The sequence below is a fragment of the Phytobacter sp. V69 genome, from assembly GCF_965644215.1.
In the GTDB taxonomy this organism is placed as follows: domain Bacteria; phylum Pseudomonadota; class Gammaproteobacteria; order Enterobacterales; family Enterobacteriaceae; genus Phytobacter.
In genome coordinates this window covers 21,101-38,313 of record NZ_CBFFRL010000021.1, presented here as the reverse complement: position 1 = coordinate 38,313, position 17,213 = coordinate 21,101, and the positions used below count along the sequence as shown (strand labels likewise).

The 17,213-nt window shown below is 53.6% G+C and carries 14 protein-coding genes and 4 tRNA genes; 1 reads left to right on the top strand and 17 read right to left on the bottom strand.

Features of this window, described 5'->3' with window-relative positions; genetic code table 11:
• Positions 1 to 603: 603 nt before the first annotated feature.
• The 17 genes from ACSZPU_RS04900 to trxA all read right to left on the bottom strand — a co-directional run bounded on the left by ACSZPU_RS04900 (position 604) and on the right by trxA (position 15,799).
• A tRNA-Pro gene (locus tag ACSZPU_RS04900) sits at positions 604 to 680 on the bottom strand.
• A gap of 38 nt (positions 681 to 718) precedes the next feature.
• Positions 719 to 804: transfer RNA gene (locus ACSZPU_RS04895), tRNA-Leu, on the bottom strand.
• 29 nt (positions 805 to 833) lie between these two features.
• Positions 834 to 909, bottom strand: a tRNA-His gene (locus ACSZPU_RS04890).
• A 69-nt stretch (positions 910 to 978) separates the two neighbouring features.
• Positions 979 to 1,055 (bottom strand) — tRNA-Arg (locus tag ACSZPU_RS04885).
• 102 nt (positions 1,056 to 1,157) lie between these two features.
• Positions 1,158 to 2,543 carry a bifunctional threonine/serine APC transporter ThrP gene (gene thrP / locus ACSZPU_RS04880; protein WP_498996069.1) on the bottom strand — a complete coding sequence of 462 codons (1,386 nt, stop codon included), beginning with the start codon at positions 2,541 to 2,543 and terminating at the stop codon, positions 1,158 to 1,160.
• A 233-nt stretch (positions 2,544 to 2,776) separates the two neighbouring features.
• Positions 2,777 to 3,517, bottom strand: coding sequence for a lipopolysaccharide N-acetylmannosaminouronosyltransferase (gene wecG / locus ACSZPU_RS04875; protein ID WP_498996068.1), 741 nt, complete (start codon positions 3,515 to 3,517; stop codon positions 2,777 to 2,779).
• 12 nt (positions 3,518 to 3,529) lie between these two features.
• Entirely contained in the window at positions 3,530 to 4,870 is a 1,341-nt protein-coding gene (wzyE, locus tag ACSZPU_RS04870; RefSeq protein ID WP_498996064.1) for an ECA oligosaccharide polymerase, read from the bottom strand.
• Positions 4,870 to 5,946, bottom strand: a complete 1,077-nt coding sequence (locus tag ACSZPU_RS04865; protein ID WP_498996061.1) for a TDP-N-acetylfucosamine:lipid II N-acetylfucosaminyltransferase — start codon at positions 5,944 to 5,946, stop codon at positions 4,870 to 4,872. The genes wzyE and ACSZPU_RS04865 overlap by 1 nt, the downstream gene beginning before the upstream one ends.
• Positions 5,943 to 7,193: a lipid III flippase WzxE gene (gene wzxE / locus ACSZPU_RS04860; protein ID WP_498996059.1), complete on the bottom strand. Its 1,251-nt coding sequence runs from the start codon at positions 7,191 to 7,193 to the stop codon at positions 5,943 to 5,945. Before wzxE ends, ACSZPU_RS04865 begins: the two co-directional genes overlap by 4 nt.
• Before the next feature lies 1 nt (position 7,194).
• Entirely contained in the window at positions 7,195 to 8,325 is a 1,131-nt protein-coding gene (rffA, locus tag ACSZPU_RS04855; protein ID WP_498996055.1) for a dTDP-4-amino-4,6-dideoxygalactose transaminase, read from the bottom strand.
• 4 nt (positions 8,326 to 8,329) lie between these two features.
• Positions 8,330 to 9,007: a dTDP-4-amino-4,6-dideoxy-D-galactose acyltransferase gene (gene rffC, locus ACSZPU_RS04850; RefSeq protein WP_498996054.1), complete on the bottom strand. Its 678-nt coding sequence runs from the start codon at positions 9,005 to 9,007 to the stop codon at positions 8,330 to 8,332.
• Between the two features lie 11 nt (positions 9,008 to 9,018).
• Positions 9,019 to 10,281 (bottom strand): UDP-N-acetyl-D-mannosamine dehydrogenase, encoded by a 1,263-nt coding sequence (wecC, locus tag ACSZPU_RS04845; protein WP_498996051.1) that lies wholly within the window; start codon positions 10,279 to 10,281, stop codon positions 9,019 to 9,021.
• Positions 10,278 to 11,408 carry a non-hydrolyzing UDP-N-acetylglucosamine 2-epimerase gene (gene wecB / locus ACSZPU_RS04840; RefSeq protein WP_498996049.1) on the bottom strand — a complete coding sequence of 377 codons (1,131 nt, stop codon included), beginning with the start codon at positions 11,406 to 11,408 and terminating at the stop codon, positions 10,278 to 10,280. The genes wecC and wecB overlap by 4 nt, the downstream gene beginning before the upstream one ends.
• Before the next feature lie 55 nt (positions 11,409 to 11,463).
• Positions 11,464 to 12,510 (bottom strand): ECA polysaccharide chain length modulation protein, encoded by a 1,047-nt coding sequence (wzzE, locus tag ACSZPU_RS04835; protein WP_498996046.1) that lies wholly within the window; start codon positions 12,508 to 12,510, stop codon positions 11,464 to 11,466.
• 13 nt (positions 12,511 to 12,523) lie between these two features.
• A complete protein-coding gene (wecA, locus tag ACSZPU_RS04830) occupies positions 12,524 to 13,627 on the bottom strand; it encodes a UDP-N-acetylglucosamine--undecaprenyl-phosphate N-acetylglucosaminephosphotransferase (protein WP_498996044.1) in 1,104 nt (367 codons plus the stop codon).
• A gap of 242 nt (positions 13,628 to 13,869) precedes the next feature.
• Entirely contained in the window at positions 13,870 to 15,129 is a 1,260-nt protein-coding gene (rho, locus tag ACSZPU_RS04825) for a transcription termination factor Rho (protein WP_061706582.1), read from the bottom strand.
• A 340-nt stretch (positions 15,130 to 15,469) separates the two neighbouring features.
• Positions 15,470 to 15,799 carry a thioredoxin TrxA gene (trxA, locus tag ACSZPU_RS04820; protein ID WP_498996042.1) on the bottom strand — a complete coding sequence of 110 codons (330 nt, stop codon included), beginning with the start codon at positions 15,797 to 15,799 and terminating at the stop codon, positions 15,470 to 15,472.
• A 144-nt stretch (positions 15,800 to 15,943) separates the two neighbouring features.
• On the opposite strand from trxA, the gene rhlB reads away from it, so the two are divergent.
• Positions 15,944 to 17,209 (top strand): ATP-dependent RNA helicase RhlB, encoded by a 1,266-nt coding sequence (gene rhlB / locus ACSZPU_RS04815; protein WP_498996040.1) that lies wholly within the window; start codon positions 15,944 to 15,946, stop codon positions 17,207 to 17,209.
• Positions 17,210 to 17,213: the final 4 nt, after the last annotated feature.

Genomic DNA, 17,213 nt, shown 5'->3' with positions numbered 1-17,213 from the left:
TAACAAATCAAAAGGGGTTTTGATAACTGGCTTAAAGCTGAAAGCTTTCCGGAACCCCCAGCCTAGCTGGGGGTTTTTTGTGCACAAAAAAACGCCTGCTCGAGAGCAGGCGTTAAAACAGGTCTGTTTGACAACATAAATGGGTGCTTCACTCAACGTAATGTCCATGGTGTTTGATGAGGCCGAAGCGACATCTGTCAGTGGACGATAAGCACCGTAAACGGCTCTGCATCATTCCTGAGTTTATGAGGCCAGATGGCGAACATAAGAGATGGAATGAGCATCTACACGGATATTATTGCACATAATGTGCCAGGTTCGCATCAGCAAATCCGCACGCTTAATTTCTTTTCAGATAACAGGAAATCCGGGCCTTGCGGCGGCAAACGTCCCTGTTTTTCTGTCGCGTCAGACGCGTTATTGTCGCCACCAGGAGACAGCAGCCATGCCAGACAGTCAATCACTTATAAAACAAGAAATTAAATGTCACCAATCGGCGACAAAGATGAGTTGGGTTGTCGCTGATACGCAACACCCTAAAAAAGAGGTTTTACGGAATGCAGAAAACAAAAAACCCCGCTTTATTCAAGCGGGGTTCAAAAGTGGTCGGCGAGAGAGGATTCGAACCTCCGACCCACTGGTCCCAAACCAGTTGCGCTACCAAGCTGCGCTACTCGCCGATGTACTGCTTTTTGAATTTTTTGTTCAATCTAAGTTGTGGTGCGAGGGGGGGGACTCGAACCCCCACATCCTAAGGACACTAACACCTGAAGCTAGCGCGTCTACCAATTCCGCCACCTTCGCATTCCACGAAACTTTTTACTACTAAATAATGGGGTGGCTAATGGGACTCGAACCCACGACAACTGGAATCACAATCCAGGGCTCTACCAACTGAGCTATAGCCACCACTACAAATCTTTTCACGCGGCCCTGTAATTTCACAGACCACCGCAGCTCATCAAGCACCGGGTTAAATGGTGCGCCCGACAGGATTCGAACCTGAGACCTCTGCCTCCGGAGGGCAGCGCTCTATCCAGCTGAGCTACGGGCGCTTAGCGCCGTTGCGGGGGTGGATAATACGGACTTCCCCCCCCTCTGTCTAGTGCCTTTTTAAATAAAATGCGCGTTTGGTTATGCTTTGCGCATTTTGCTGATTATTCCCCCACTCGCTGCGTCACAGCGTGGCGGTTTAAACCCAGCACCTTATAAATAACGCTCACTGCGGCCATAAAGATGATGCCGACAAACAGTGACATACGGGTATCTTCATTGAAGGCCATACCAATCAGCACGCACACCAGGAATGCCATGGTCGCGTAGTTCGCCCACGGGAACAGCACGGAGCGGAACGGATGGCTGGCAATCGCCTGACGATGCGCATGACGGAATCGCAGTTGGCTAATCAGAATCACGAACCACGGCACCATACCCGGCAGTACGCTGGCGCTATACACATAGACGAACACGCGCTGCGGGTTAGGAATAATGTAGTTCAGGCAGGAGCCAATCAGCAGAATGATGATAGAAATGGTCACACCGGCAACGGGAACGCCGTTTTTCGACACTTTCGCCACGCCCGCCGGCAGTTGGCGGTTCTTTGCCAGTGCGTAAAGCATACGTCCACAGCTGTACATACCGCTGTTACAGCCAGACAGTGCCGCCGTCAGCACCACAAAGTTGATGATGCCTGCCGCGGCCGTGATGCCGATTTTCGCGAAGGTCAGAACAAACGGGCTACCGTTGGTGCCAATTTCATTCCACGGGAAGATAGTGACGATAACGAAGATCGCGCCCACATAAAAAATCAGGATGCGCCACAGCACCTTGCTAACCGCGCTACGCAGCGTCACCTGCGGGTTTTTCGCTTCACCGGCGGTGATACCGATAAGCTCAACGCCCTGATAAGACGCCACCACGATACACAGCGCCGTCAGGAAGCCCTTCCAGCCGCCGGCAAAGAAACCGCCATGCTCGGTCAGGTTGCTAAAGCCAATCGCGTGGCCGCCATTACCAAAACCAAAGAAGATAACGCCCAGCCCGACGATGATCATCACGATGATGGTGGTAACTTTAATCATCGCAAACCAGAATTCAATTTCACCGTACAGGCGCACCGCCGCAAGGTTCGCGACCGCGACCAGTCCAACGGCAATCAGCGCGGGTATCCACTGCGCTAAATCCGGGAACCAGAACTGGACATAAACGCCGATGGCCGTAATTTCAGAGATACCCACCGCCATCCACATAAACCAGTAGGACCAGGCGGTGAGATAACCAAAGAAGGGGCTCATGTAACGGTGCGCGTAAACGGCGAAGGAACCGGTAACGGGTTCCAGGAAGAGCATTTCGCCCATCGAACGCATAATGAAGAAGACAAAAAGCCCGGCGATGATGTACGCCAGTAGCACGGAAGGACCTGCCCATTTCAGGGTGCTTGCGGCCCCCATAAAGAGACCCACCCCTATCGTGCCGCCCAGGGCAATTAATTCAATGTGACGAGACTCCAGGCCGCGCTGGAGCTCGGGTTTGTTTTCAGCCATATAACCTCTGTCGTGTTTGCAACTTTCCCGCTGTGCGGGTTGTTTTTATGAGAGTAACGTGCGTCAAAGCCCTCCCGGAGGCGATAACCGCGCAAAATATACCGAGATGATGCATTGAGTGAGCGAATGGTTTCTTAAATTGAATAAAATGGCAAACGATGTGTAAAAAAAATCTGGGTATCGCACAATAAAAAAGCGAATGCCCCACTTAGACGGGGCATGGCAGGAGAAAATTACAGGTTACCGCGGTAATGCCAGGACAAATAACGCAACAAGCGAAGCTGTCGGGTGAGGCGACTGGGCTGCGACAGCAAGCGATATAACCACTCGAGCCCCAGCCGCTGCCAGATCGCTGGCGCACGTTTGACATAGCCAGTAAAAACGTCGTAAGTTCCGCCAACCCCCATATAGAGGGCACCAGGATAGACTTCGCGGCAATCGCGCATCAGTATCTCCTGGCGCGGCGAGCCCATCGCAACGGTCACGATTTTTGCCCCGCTCGCGCGGATACGCGCAAACAGCGCCTGTCTGTCTTCGGCACGGAAATAACCGTCCTGGCTGCCGACGATATTGACCTGCCACTGCTTACGCAGCTTATCTTCCGTTTGCTCCAGCACGTCAGGCTTGCCGCCCAGCAGGAACACTGGCGTACCTTCGCGACCCGCCCTTTCCATTAGCGCTTCCCAGAGATCGGCACCGGCGACGCGATCAACGCACGCCTGAGGAAATTTTTTGCGGATCGATCGCACCACGCTAATACCATCGGCATATTTGAATTCGGCCGCCTCAATCAGCGACCTCACCTGTGGGTTGTCCTCGATGGTAAGCATTTTCTCGGCGTTGATAGCGACCAGGGTTCCTTCCTTAAGTGCGCCATCGGCATATAAATAGTCCAGTGCATGCTGCAAATCACGCCAGCCAATTAGTTTTAGCCCGCGCAGCTCATACACCGGAGCCACTGTGTTGTCAGTCATTCGTATCCTTAGTCAGACTTGCGACAGGGGTGTGCCGCGTTTGTTAATCAACCCGGCACTATCAAAAAGCCAGTACAGCAGCTTCGCCATCAGCAGGCAGGCGCCAAAGATGACGAGGAAAAAGACCACGCGCGAAGCAAACGCATCCAGCCCTTCTCGCGCCAGCACGATCATATTGAAGATGGCACCAAAACAGAAACTGTGCAAAATGGCGGCCTTGTAGCGGTTGGTCTCCCGATTACCAAGTGTGTACAGCCAGTCAAACCACTTGATAATCAGCCCAACCACCACCGCGCCCAGCGGAATAAACCAGACGCCGCCCATCACCACCAGCGAACCGATCAGAGTTGGGGAAATCGCCAGGCCCGAGTGGTTATTCAGCACTTCCCACGTAAAGTAGTTCGCCGAATTCAGCACAATGCCCGGACGTGAAGGCCACAGCCAGGTGGGAATAAAGACATAGAAATCACGGACAATCGGGGCCAGCCCCTGGAAATCAATCTTGTCGTAATTTTGCAGCAGCAACGACAGGTTTTCCCAGGGCGAGAAGGTGTCACGAGTGAGATACAGGAAGGTATAGAACGCCTCATCGCCGCTGACATTCAGCCCGTAGCGTTTAAGCGCCAGCCAGAACATACCCACGATTCCCATCACGCCTGCCGCTGCCAGCATCCACAGCGAAATCCAGCCGCGAATAATGCCTATAAACAAGAAAATAGCGAAAGCGATAATGATATTAGCGCGCGTCCCGCCGACAATCATGTAGGTCAGCAGGCCAAACGCCACGGTACTTACCAGGAAAAACAGCCACGCGCGCCCATCCTGGCGCAGGAAATAGACCACCAGCATGGCGGGGATAAAGAAATAGAAGAACCGTTTGAGCGCAACGCCGGAGACTTCGCTGGAAAAAATCTGGCTATAGGAATGCAGGCGAAACAGCAAAAAGCCGTTATGCATAAAGAAGATACCCACACTCACCAGCGCAATGGCCATCAGCATCGCGCAGGTCAGATGCGTTTCCACCCGGTTCACGGTAAACAGCGGACAACGGCCCACCACGCGGGATGAGGGACGTAGCCGCGTTTTGTACGAGATATAGTAAACGCCATAAAAACAGGCCGCAGCCAGAAAAGACTGCAACATAATACCCGGTGGCGCCACGCCAACATCGAAGCGAAACACCAGGATGCTGGTTAAGGGAAAACCGAAGAAAAATGTCAGCAAAAACAGCAACGAAAAGAAGACGTTGAAGTTAAAACGCACGCGGCGGAACTCAAACCACGTTAGCGTAGCGATAAACAACGTCGCCAGCAGCCAAATGATCAGCAACCCACTGAATTCAAGCGGACTCATCACGCCTCCCCTGCGGCAATGCGCAGCGCCTGGTGCCAGGGTGCAATAAAGTTCGGACTAAAGAAGGTGATGGCGTCTTTGTCGACTGCCAGCAGCTGACGCTGCGCTTCACGAATGATCGCTTCGTTAAGCATATCATCGGTAAACAGCACCGGAACGCCCTCTTCCACCATATCCCGCCAGAACGGATTTTTGCGATTCAGCACGCAGGGCACACCCGCCTGAATCAACAAACACAGCGTGCCGATACCTTGCTGACGCGCGAAGATGAAATAGCCCAGGTCGCACTGGCTTAGCAGCGTGAGATAGTCATCGAACGCCATCTTCTCGCTCAGGATACGCAGATTATTCGGGCTAAACAGCGCCAGCCCGGCCTGACGAACCTGCTCAATATAGATCTCGTTATTGGCCGGATAACCCATAGGCACGATGATATTGACCGTGTCACCAAACTGCCGATGGATAGCCTTTAACGCCGCGATATGTTCATTGCTCGGATCGCCGGAGTTTCCCACCAGCAGCGTCAGTTTACCCTCGCGCTGCATTTCATAACCCAGCGTATTCAGCGTCGGGTCCATGCGCGTTGGGAAGTAGAGCAGTTCACCCCGAACATCCGGATGCTGGTCAGCGAACCAGGCCAGATCGCCCCGGGTAGCAAAGATGGTACCAACCCGCCCCTGCGCCAGACGTCGCAGCGGGTAGAACAAGCGGAATTTCAGGCTGCGGGAAACTTCATAGAGATCGGCTCCCCAGGCATGCCAGTGAAATTGCGAGCGCTTAATCGCCCCACGCAGCAGCGCCAGCCAGATACCGGTATTGAACTGACCGTGGAAAAAGAAACGTTGCTGCCTGTCGACCTGCGCTTTTGCGATAACCGCCTTCGCCAGCGCCTGCTTACTGCCATAAAAATGCAGATGCAGTGCCGGATAAGCGTCGCTCATACCGTCGTCCTGTCCGGCGAGCATAAATTTGCGGGCATGGGTGCCCGTTGCCGCGAGATGTTCATTGAAGAAACGCAGCACGGTGTGATTATGGTGAGGGATATCCGATCCCAGTACGTGTATGAGTGCCGTCATGCCCGTCTACGCCAGAGTAAAAACACGCCACAACAGAGGGTGAAATAAATTATGTAAGTTGCCATATAGGCCTGTGCCGCCCCTGCCGCGCCATGGGTGGGGATCAGAAGGCGGGAAAAGAGTGTCAGCAACGCAAACTGGCTCACTTCCGCCAGGATATAAAACCGCAGCGACGCTTTCGCGATAACCAGATAACCAAAAACGTAAGCGCCCACTTTCAATACGTCCCCGACCAGCTGCCATGCAAACAGGTCACGCATCGCCATAAACTTGTCAGAAAACAGCAGCCAGATAGCCACATCGCGCAGCAGCCAGACACAGAAGCTCACGGTCGCCACCGCTGGCAACACGAAACGCAGCGATTTCACGATCTCGCGGGTGATGTCCTGCTTCGTGGTCATCCGCGAGAGTGTGGGCAGCAGGTATACGCTAAACGAGGCGGTAATAAATTGTAGATAAGCATCAGAGATACTGCTTACCCCTTGCCAGATTCCTACGTCATCCCAGCTGTAATGGGCAGCCAGCAGATTTCGCATCATCACGTAGGCCAGCGGGATCGTGACCGAAGTAATGAGCGCCATCAGGGTGAACTTGCTGAGTTGCCCGGCGAGTCCATTATCCCAGCGCGGGCGAAAATAGCTTAAGGGTACGTGGCTGCAGCGAACCAGCAACAGCATCGCCGGGAAGACCACCAGCGCAGGCACCAGCGCCATACCCAGCAGCGCCCCCTGGTATTCACCGAGCTTATAGCAGAGGTACCAGGCGACCACGCCAACCACGCTGCCAATGATCAATGACAGCGCGTTTCCTGCCGCATCGCGAAAGCCTTTCATCACCGCCAGCAGCAGGTTCGCCCAGGCAATCCCCATTTGCACCAGCGCGACCAGCCGCACCAGTCCCTGGTAGTCAGCATGACCAAACAGGCCGCGACTAATAGGTGCCGCTGCCAGCAAAAAGATCAGCGCCAGTAGCATGGAGAAACCCAGGACCATCGCAGAGGAGGTCCCGACGACATCACGTAACCGGGAGGGATCGTCATGGTGCTGGGAGACAAATTTCGTCACGCCATTGAAGATACCCGCACCCGCAAGCACGCCGAGCACGATGATAAGCTGGCGGAAATTGCCCGCCTGCCCAACTCCGGAAGGGCCATAGGCCAGCGCCAGCAGCTTAACCACCAGCAGCCCGGCGCCAATCTTGACGAGTGTACTTGCCGCCGTCCAGACAGAAGCTTTTGCCAGCGACATGTTAGCGGAAGTAGCTCAGCAACGTGTTAATCACGGTACGCTGGTTAACAGGGGCAAGATTGTAGAACAGAGGCAGACGAAGCAAACGCTCACTTTCTTGTGTCGTGTAGCGATCTTCACCGTGGAACTCACCAAATTTCGCCCCGGCAGGTGATGCGTGCAGCGGAATGTAATGGAACACAGAGAGGATTTCAGCCTCTTTCAGGAAGGCGATAAGCTTGCTACGATCGTCTTCGTCACGCAGTTTGATATAAAACATGTGGGCGTTATGACCACACTCTTCGGGAATGGACGGCAGCGTAATGCGCCCGGCGCGCGCCAGTGGCGACAGCGCGTCGAAATAGGTTTGCCACAGGGACAAGCGTTGCTGATTGATACGATCCGCCGCTTCAAGCTGTGCCCACAAATAGGCCGCCTGCAAATCCGCCATCAGGTAGCTCGAGCCGATATCGCGCCAGGTGTATTTATCCACCTGCCCACGGAAGAATTGACTGCGGTTCGTCCCTTTCTCGCGGATAATTTCCGCACGTTCAATCAGCGCGCGATCGTTAATCAGCGTCGCGCCGCCTTCACCGCCCGCGGTGTAATTTTTGGTTTCATGGAAGCTAAAGCAGCCAATATGCCCGATGGTACCCAACGCCCGCCCTTTATAGGTAGACATCACGCCCTGTGCGGCATCTTCCACCACAAACAGATCATGCCGTTTGGCAATCGCCATAATGGTGTCCATTTCGCAGGCCACACCGGCATAGTGAACCGGCACAATGGCACGGGTATTTTCCGTGATGGCCTCTTCAATCCGGGTTTCATCGATATTCAGCGTATCCGGGCGGATATCGACAAAGACAATTTTCGCTCCACGCAGCACGAAGGCATTGGCCGTGGAAACAAAGGTGTAGCTTGGCATGATCACTTCATCGCCAGGCTGAATATCCAGCAGTAGCGCCGCCATCTCCAGCGATGCTGTGCAGGACGGGGTCAACAGGACTTTCGGGCTATGGAAGCGCTGTTCCATCCACTGCTGGCAGCGACGGGTAAAACCACCATCGCCACAAAGCTTACCGCTGCTCATCGCCGACTGCATGTAGTCGAGTTCCGTTCCCACTACAGGAGGTGCATTAAAAGGGATCATAGAGTCACCTGTATAACCAATAGGCGGTGCTTTCCATTATCGCACCGCTGCGAATGTAGCGTCTGATAGCCGCAAGGTTACCCGCCTGCGTCGCCACACGAATTGTCGTTAGCTGCCGTTGTTGCGCCCAGAAGCAGGCCGCCTGCATCAATTTTTCGCCCGCGCCGCGCCCGCCCAGCAAACCAATCCGCACTTCCTGCGCGTTGAGCTGGCGCAGGGAAACAAAGGCCTCAATATCGCCATTTACCCCGCGAAAGAGCAGACATTCATGGTCAAAAACGCCTTTCACCGCGTTTTCAATCCACTGCGCGTAAAAACGGCCGCTGGCGTCTTCCGGGTACCAGGGCGCGCGAAATCGGCTCTGGCTGACCATCGTCGCGGCCATCTGGCGTAATGGTCCGATATCGCCCGTTACTGCCGTCTGTGCCTGCGGATTAACAGCGAGTACCGGAACCGGTAAGGCGAAATCCGCTTCCCCTTCGACCAGCCGAAAGCCAAATTGTTGCAATGCATCAAGCTGTTGCGTATTGGATGCGGAAATTTTTGCTTGTAGGCGCGCCCAGCCGTCGAATGCCGAAGCATCCAGCGCCGGGCCATCGTCCTGCAAACGCACGATGGCGCTGCGCAGGCCAAAGAACTCACTTTCCCATGCCAGCTCGTCGATTTTTCCGTGTAATGTCATGGGAAATGACCTCAGCGCCATACGCCTTTGGTATCAATAACGTATTGCTGGCGCACGTTGTCGCCAACAATCGCTTTGAATTCTTTGTGATCGACCAGCATGACCAGCACATCGGCCTGCGCCAGCGCATCGTCAAGACTGACCAGCGTACTGTCGCCTGCCAGAAGCGGAGGCAGTTGATGAATGTTCGGCTCAACCACCAGCGTTTCACCGCTGTGCCACTCGGCAATACTGTGGACGATTTCCATTGCCGGGCTTTCACGCAGGTCGTCAATGTTGGGCTTAAAGGCCAGACCAAAGCAGGCTATTTTGAGGTCACTGGCGCGCTTATCGCTCGCTGTCAGGCAATCGGCAACGGTCGCTTTTACCTGGCTCAACACCCAGTGTGGCTTGCTGTCGTTCACTTCACGCGCGGTACGAATCAGCCGAGCCTGTTGCGGGTTCTGCGCCACAATAAACCAGGGATCGACGGCAATGCAGTGACCGCCTACGCCTGGGCCAGGCTGCAGAATATTCACGCGCGGGTGACGGTTGGCCAGGCGAATCAGTTCCCAGACATTAATGCCCTGATCGGCGCAGATGAGCGATAGCTCATTGGCAAAAGCAATGTTGACGTCGCGGAAGCTGTTTTCCGTCAGTTTGCACATTTCCGCGGTGCGGGAGTTCGTCACCACGCACTCGCCTTCGAGGAAAATGTTATACAGCTCGCTGGCTCGTGCCGAGCAAACCGGCGTCATGCCGCCAATCACACGGTCATTCTTGATAAGTTCAACCATCACCTGACCCGGCAGAACGCGTTCCGGGCAGTAGGCGATATTGATATCAGCCTGCTCTCCGGCCTGCTGCGGGAAGGTTAAATCCGGGCGAGCCGCCGCCAGCCAGTCGGCCATTTGCTCTGTTGCCCCGACCGGCGATGTCGATTCAAGGATCACCAGTGACCCTTTTTTCAGCACCGGCGCAATGGATTTCGCCGCCGCTTCGACAAAGGTCATATCCGGCTCGTGCTTGCCTTTAAAGGGGGTCGGAACAGCGATTAAATAGGCGTCCGCTTCTACCGGTGTTGTGCTGGCACGCAGCCAGCCGCCTTCAACGGCGGTTTTGACGACTTTATCCAGCTCAGGCTCAACAATATGAATCTTTCCGCGATTAATGGTCTCCACGGCGTGTGGGTTGATATCAATCCCCACAACCTCTTTTTGCCGGGAGGCGAATGCCGCTGCAGTTGGCAGTCCAATATAGCCAAGGCCAATGACGGAAATCGTTTTGAAACTCATAGCGTTACCCGATAGTTTTTTAGTGCATGCAAAATTCGACCACAGGCCTGCCCGTCTCCATACGGATTGTGCGCTCGGCTCATGGCTTGCCAGGCATCATTGTCGTGAAGCAGGCGTGAGACCTCTTCAACGATACGCTGGCGGTCCGTTCCAACGAGTCTGACCGTTCCGGCCTCAATGGCTTCCGGGCGTTCAGTGGTATCACGCATCACCAGTACCGGCTTGCCAAGAGACGGGGCTTCTTCCTGAATACCGCCAGAGTCGGTGAGAATCAGCCAGGCGCGATTCATCAGCCACAAAAAGGGCAAATAGTCCTGCGGCTCGATCAGCGTGACATTTGCCACATGACCAAGGATGCGGTTCACCGGCTCACTGACGTTGGGATTGAGGTGTACCGGATAGACTATTTGCACATCGTCATGCTGAGCGGCAATTTCGGCCAGCGCATGGCAAATATGTTCAAAACCGAGACCAAAACTCTCCCGACGGTGGCCGGTAACCAAAATCAGTTTTTTATTACTGTCGAGGAAGGGATAACGGGCTGCCAACTCTTCCTCAAGTGAAGGGTTATTCAGCACGCTGTCGCGCACCCAAAACAGGGCGTCGATAACGGTATTGCCGGTAACAAAAATGTGTTTATCCGCGACGTTTTCCCGCAGCAAATTGTGGCGCGAGTTCTCTGTCGGCGCAAAATGATAAAGCGCCAGATGTCCGGTAAGCGTGCGATTAGCCTCTTCCGGCCACGGGGATGACAGATCGCCCGTGCGCAACCCCGCCTCCACATGCCCGACAGGAATACGCTGATAAAACGCAGCCAAACTGGCGGCAATCGTGGTAGTCGTGTCGCCGTGAACCAGCACCACATCCGGACGGAAAGATTCCAGAATAGGTTTGAGTCCTTCCAGAATCCGGCAGGTAATTTCTGTCAGCCCTTGCCCGGGTCGCATAATATTCAGGTCGAAATCCGGGACGATAGAAAAAAGATTCAATACCTGATCGAGCATTTCCCGATGCTGCGCAGTGACGCATACCTTAGCGTCGAAATCAGGGTCCCTTGCCAGCGCGTGTACCAGAGGAGCCATCTTGATGGCTTCTGGTCGTGTGCCAAATACGGTCAGTACTTTCACAACGATTCTCTTCGATTAGGTAATGAAGGCCGAAGCCTTCATTTTAGACAGCGTGTCAGAATGAGCGACGACGCGTTAGTGCAACGCCTGCGCCAATGAGTGCCCCTACAACACCCCACATGATCATCAGGAAGGCACGACGCGGGCTATCGCGTTTTACCGGTTCTTCCGGCGTGCGCAAATATCGATAAGTCTGAAAACGGGGATCAAGTGTGGGGCCAACATTCAGCGTATTAAGCATGGCTCGATTTTGGAAGTAGTCCAGATCGTAGTCAGGCCCTACCGCCCGTAAATTCTCCAGGCGCGCCTGCAACATCGGACGGCCTAGCAAAAACATTTCCGAATCCGGCAGTTCGTCCGGCGGCACTTCCGTTTCACTGCGGGAAATATTGTGCTGTTCTGCCACTTTTAGCGCCTGTTCGATGTTGTCCACGCGGCGGTTGAAAATGGTTTTCGCGATCTCTTCCTGACGCTTCACCTGCGCCTTCATTTGGATAGTGCGCGCCGCCCATGCCCCTTTGAGCTCGTCGTTCAGATGACGGGCGGCACGTTGGCTGGCGAACGCAACATACTGACGCAGCAAATTGTTGGCGTCCGGCGCGGTTTCGGCGGTCAGTTTGACGTTATCGTTCAGGTTGCGGACCACATCTCCCGGGGTGTACTGGATGTAGTTAATTAACTCATCCAGCATCGCGGCGTCCGCTTTGCTATTGCCCACTTTCCGCTGCTTGAAATAGTCCGTCTGCAGCCAGAAATCGCGTCGCGTATCCCAGGACGCTAGCTGCATCACAAACTCTTTATACGCTTCGTCCATGACAGAAACCTGGTCTACAGGGGCAAGGCTCGCTTTCACATCCAGGTTACGCAGGAACTGTTGCTGAGAATAAAATCCACCCAGCATGTTCACAGTGGGTCGATCGGTGATGGCCGTTGCCCCCCACTCCTGACGCGCGAAGAATGTCCAGATTAAGGCGATTAGCGCAAACAGTAGCGCAATCCCGCAAATCCATAACTTTCCGGCCCATAAGGTACGAAACAGACCACGAATATCCAGCTCGTTTTCCGTACCCGCTGTAGGTGCTCCTGACAATGGTTGAGTCATCGCTTTCCCAGATTTACTTGGTTAAGGTTGGTTTTTGAGCGCTGTTACGGCGCATTCTGCGCTTCACACGCTTTATCAACCGCGCCACTTTCCATGCGCGCTTGATACAGTAGCCATATAAGAAGAAGGATAGCAAAAATAATGCCAACATCACCCATTCAGGAATGAAGTGAAGGTATTCAGTGATCACGCCAACTGACGCAAACAACGCGGCGGCAAAGGTAATCAACACGAAGGCCTGCCGTGAGGTAAACCCGGCACGCATGATGAGATGGTGAATGTGCTGGCGATCCGCTGAGAAAGGGCTCATGCCTTTACGCAGGCGGCGATACATGATCGCCACCATATCCATTAACGGAATCGCGATAATCCACAGCGCGGTAACCGGGCTGATAGGGTGGGTCTTTCCCTGCGTGGTTTCAAGCAAGATCCAGATCAGGGTGAAGCCGATAAAGGTGCTGCCGGCATCGCCCATAAAGACTTTGTAGCGCCGCCCCAGCACCCCGAGATTCAACAGAATGTATGGCAGGATGGCGGCAATCATCGCAAAGCACCACATCGCAAGGCTGATTTGGCCATCAAACCACAAAATGATGCCAATGGCGGCGAAGGAGACGCAGGACAAGCCGCCCAGCAAACCGTCAATGCCGTCCACCATGTTAAAAGCATTGATAGCGGCCCAGACGGCGAACAGCGTTAACAGATAGCCAAACGGGCCAAGCACCATTTCCCAGGTACCGAAGATGTACCCCAGACTGCTTAAATAGAGTTTACCGACCGTCATCATAACGATCGCGATAAGCGCCTGAATCAGGGCGCGGATTTTGACGCTGATATCGTAGCGGTCATCAAGCGCGCCCACGAACACCAGAACACCGGCGCAGAACAGATACAGCGCCGAGTGAGGGATGTAGTAGTCAGCAATGCCGAAGGTGAAACAGATACCCGCGAACACTGAGATCCCCCCAACCAGCGGAATCAAACCCTGATGCCGTTTACGAAAGTTGGGCTTATCCACCAAACCGATGCGCTTCGCCATTTTGCGGGCAAAGAATAAAAATGCGGTGGTGAATAAGAAAATACTGAATAATTCAGTAAACGCAGTGAGTAAATTCACAATGCATGCTCTCAGCGAATGTTAATCCTGGCAGTATAACGACGATGCCGCACTCCAAAAAGGAGAAAGCAGGTCATTCACAGGCGATTTAGTCTATTTATTAAGCAAGCAGAATATTGATTGCTTTGATATTTGTGTTGAGTTGGCCTGTAGCGGACGATGCCTGTCCCAATGCATATAGCGTATAGTCCATAAATGAAAAACGCCACGTAAAAACGTGGCGTTTCGGAGGTTTATTTGTATTAAGAGCGTTTCATCATGTCGAAGAATTCATCATTCGTCTTCGTCATTGCCAGCTTATTGATGAGGAACTCCATCGCGTCGATTTCACCCATCGGATGGATGATTTTGCGCAGGATCCACATTTTCTGCAGCTCTTCTTGCGTGGTGAGCAGCTCTTCTTTACGGGTACCGGAACGGTTGTAGTCGATAGCCGGGAAGACGCGTTTTTCAGCAATTTTACGGGAGAGGTGCAGCTCCATGTTACCGGTGCCTTTAAACTCTTCGTAAATAACTTCGTCCATTTTGGAGCCGGTATCGATAAGCGCGGTCGCGATGATAGTCAGGCTACCACCCTCTTCGACGTTACGTGCGGCACCGAAGAAGCGTTTCGGACGGTGCAGGGCGTTGGCGTCCACACCACCGGTCAGCACTTTACCGGAAGCCGGAACCACGGTGTTATAAGCACGCGCCAGACGGGTGATGGAGTCGAGCAGGATAATAACGTCTTTCTTATGTTCAACCAGACGTTTCGCTTTCTCGATAACCATTTCCGCAACCTGAACGTGACGGGATGCCGGTTCGTCAAAGGTAGAAGCAACAACTTCACCTTTAACCAGACGCTGCATCTCGGTCACTTCTTCCGGACGTTCGTCGATGAGCAGAACCATCAGTACGCAATCCGGGTGGTTGTAAGCGATGCTCTGCGCAATATTCTGCAGCAGCATGGTTTTACCCGCTTTCGGCGGTGCCACAATCAGGCCACGCTGGCCGCGACCGATCGGCGATGCCAGATCCAGTACGCGAGCGGTTAAGTCTTCGGTAGAACCGTTACCACGTTCCATACGCAGACGAGAGTTTGCGTGCAGCGGGGTTAAGTTCTCGAACAGGATCTTGTTGCGCGAGTTTTCCGGCTTGTCGTAGTTAACTTCATTAACTTTCAACAGCGCAAAGTAACGCTCACCCTCTTTCGGAGGACGAATCTTACCAGAGATGGTGTCACCAGTGCGGAGGTTGAAACGACGGATTTGGCTGGGGGAAACGTAGATATCATCAGGGCCGGCGAGGTAGGAGCTGTCTGCGGAACGGAGGAAACCAAATCCATCCTGCAGTATCTCCAGCACACCGTCGCCAAAGATATCCTCGCCACTCTTCGCGTGCTGCTTCAGGATGGCGAAAATGATGTCCTGCTTGCGCATACGTGCCTGGTTTTCCAGACCCATATTTTCGCCGAGAGTGATCAGCTCAGAAACCGGCGTGTTCTTTAATTCGGTAAGATTCATAGTGGTGTGGGTTCTTAAACTCGGGGTAAAACTCGAACTTAATGTTGTGAATGGTATGGCAGGGTCATCCATGCCTGTTAACGGCCATCACTTATGTCCAATCGCTGCCTGGTCAAAGGTAAATACGCAGAACTGAAACGACAAGACGGAAAAGTGACAAGCCCGGAATCTATCCGCTTCTCTCGCGAGGTCAATCTCAACGGGAAGCATCGGGTAACACAAGATTCAAACTACAAGGTATGTTTACAACGAAGTCAAAACTAAGTTAGCACGACTGAAGCCGGGCGTCCAGCGATCCACATAATTTAGAAGGCTGGCGCACCGGCTGAGATTCGAGGGGTTACGCCAGGTTAGCGTCCAGGAACTCTTTCAGTTGACCTTTGGACAGCGCGCCCACTTTGGTCGCTGCCACATCGCCGTTTTTGAACAGCAGCAGGGTCGGAATGCCACGGATCCCGTACTTCGGCGCGGTACCTGGATTCTGGTCGATATTCAGCTTCGCGACGGTCAGTTTGCCTTCGTATTCGCTAGCGACTTCATCCAGGATCGGGGCGATCATTTTGCACGGACCGCACCACTCTGCCCAGAAATCGACGAGAACCAGCCCGTCCGCTTTGAGTACATCCGTGTCAAAACTATCGTCAGTCAGGTGAATAATTTTATCGCTCATATATAACTCCACAGGAATAAGCCTGGTGTGTTGGTGTAGCATAAAACAGCAACGTGTTGATGCCACATTAACCAACTAAAGGTTGACTTTATTTCACCGGATACGCTTTCGTAAAGCAATAGTAAGCTGATATTCTACCACACTATGAGCAAAACACATTTAACTGAACAGAAGTTTTCCGACTTCGCCCTGCACCCTAAGGTGATTGAAGCCCTTGAAAATAAAGGGTTTCATAATTGTACGCCCATACAGGCACTGGCTCTCCCGCTGACGCTGGAAGGTCGTGACGTTGCAGGGCAGGCGCAAACCGGTACTGGCAAAACGATGGCGTTTTTAACGTCAACGTTTCATTATCTTCTCTCTCATCCGGCTATCGATGATCGCAAGGTGAATCAGCCGCGCGCGCTTATTATGGCGCCAACACGTGAATTAGCTGTGCAAATTCATGCTGATGCTGAACCGCTGGCACAATCTACCGGCATGAAGCTGGGCCTGGCCTATGGCGGCGACGGTTATGACAAGCAGTTAAAAGTGCTTGAAAGCGGCGTCGATATTCTTATCGGCACCACCGGTCGCCTGATCGATTACGCAAAACAGAATCATATTAACCTGGGCGCGATTCAGGTCGCGGTTCTCGACGAAGCCGATCGTATGTACGATCTTGGCTTTATCAAAGACATTCGCTGGTTGTTCCGCCGCATGCCTCCGGCAACTGCGCGTCTGAACATGCTCTTCTCCGCAACCCTCTCTTACCGTGTACGCGAGCTGGCGTTCGAGCAGATGAACAACGCCGAGTACGTGGAAGTCGAACCGGAGCAGAAAACAGGCCACCGAATTAAAGAAGAGCTCTTCTACCCTTCTAACGAAGAGAAAATGCGCCTGCTGCAAACGCTGCTCGAAGAAGAGTGGCCGGACCGCGCGATCGTCTTTGCCAATACCAAACACCGTTGTGAAGATATTTGGGGCAGCCTGGCCGCAGACGGTCATCGTGTTGGTCTGCTGACTGGTGACGTCGCGCAGAAAAAACGCCTGCGTATTCTCGAAGAATTCACCCGCGGCGATCTGGATATTCTGGTTGCAACGGACGTTGCCGCGCGTGGTCTGCATATTCCTGCCGTGACACACGTATTCAACTATGATCTGCCGGACGACTGTGAAGACTACGTGCACCGTATTGGCCGTACCGGCCGTGCTGGCGCCAGTGGGCATTCCATCAGCCTGGCGTGTGAAGAGTACGCACTGAACCTGCCGGCGATTGAAACCTACATTGGGCACTCTATTCCGGTGAGCAAGTACAATCCGGACGCCCTGCTAAGCGAGCTGCCTCCGGCAAAACGCCTGACGCGTCCGCGCTCTGGCAATGGCCCGCGCCGCAGCGGTGCGCCACGTAATAGTCGTCGTTCAGGTTAAAAAA

What these genes read in the sequence shown, in the direction of transcription:
- rhlB (WP_498996040.1), top strand. Translation starts at nt 15,944, where the DNA reads ATGAGCAAAACACATTTAACTGAACAGAAGTTTTCCGACTTCGCCCTG.
- wzzE (WP_498996046.1), bottom strand. Translation starts at nt 12,510, where the DNA reads ATGACTCAACCATTGTCAGGAGCACCTACAGCGGGTACGGAAAACGAG.
- trxA (WP_498996042.1), bottom strand. Translation starts at nt 15,799, where the DNA reads ATGAGCGATAAAATTATTCACCTGACTGACGATAGTTTTGACACGGAT.
- wzyE (WP_498996064.1), bottom strand. Translation starts at nt 4,870, where the DNA reads ATGAGTCCGCTTGAATTCAGTGGGTTGCTGATCATTTGGCTGCTGGCG.
- rho (WP_061706582.1), bottom strand. Translation starts at nt 15,129, where the DNA reads ATGAATCTTACCGAATTAAAGAACACGCCGGTTTCTGAGCTGATCACT.
- rffA (WP_498996055.1), bottom strand. Translation starts at nt 8,325, where the DNA reads ATGATCCCTTTTAATGCACCTCCTGTAGTGGGAACGGAACTCGACTAC.
- wecG (WP_498996068.1), bottom strand. Translation starts at nt 3,517, where the DNA reads ATGACTGACAACACAGTGGCTCCGGTGTATGAGCTGCGCGGGCTAAAA.
- wzxE (WP_498996059.1), bottom strand. Translation starts at nt 7,193, where the DNA reads ATGTCGCTGGCAAAAGCTTCTGTCTGGACGGCGGCAAGTACACTCGTC.
- thrP (WP_498996069.1), bottom strand. Translation starts at nt 2,543, where the DNA reads ATGGCTGAAAACAAACCCGAGCTCCAGCGCGGCCTGGAGTCTCGTCAC.
- ACSZPU_RS04865 (WP_498996061.1), bottom strand. Translation starts at nt 5,946, where the DNA reads ATGACGGCACTCATACACGTACTGGGATCGGATATCCCTCACCATAAT.
- wecC (WP_498996051.1), bottom strand. Translation starts at nt 10,281, where the DNA reads ATGAGTTTCAAAACGATTTCCGTCATTGGCCTTGGCTATATTGGACTG.
- rffC (WP_498996054.1), bottom strand. Translation starts at nt 9,007, where the DNA reads ATGACATTACACGGAAAAATCGACGAGCTGGCATGGGAAAGTGAGTTC.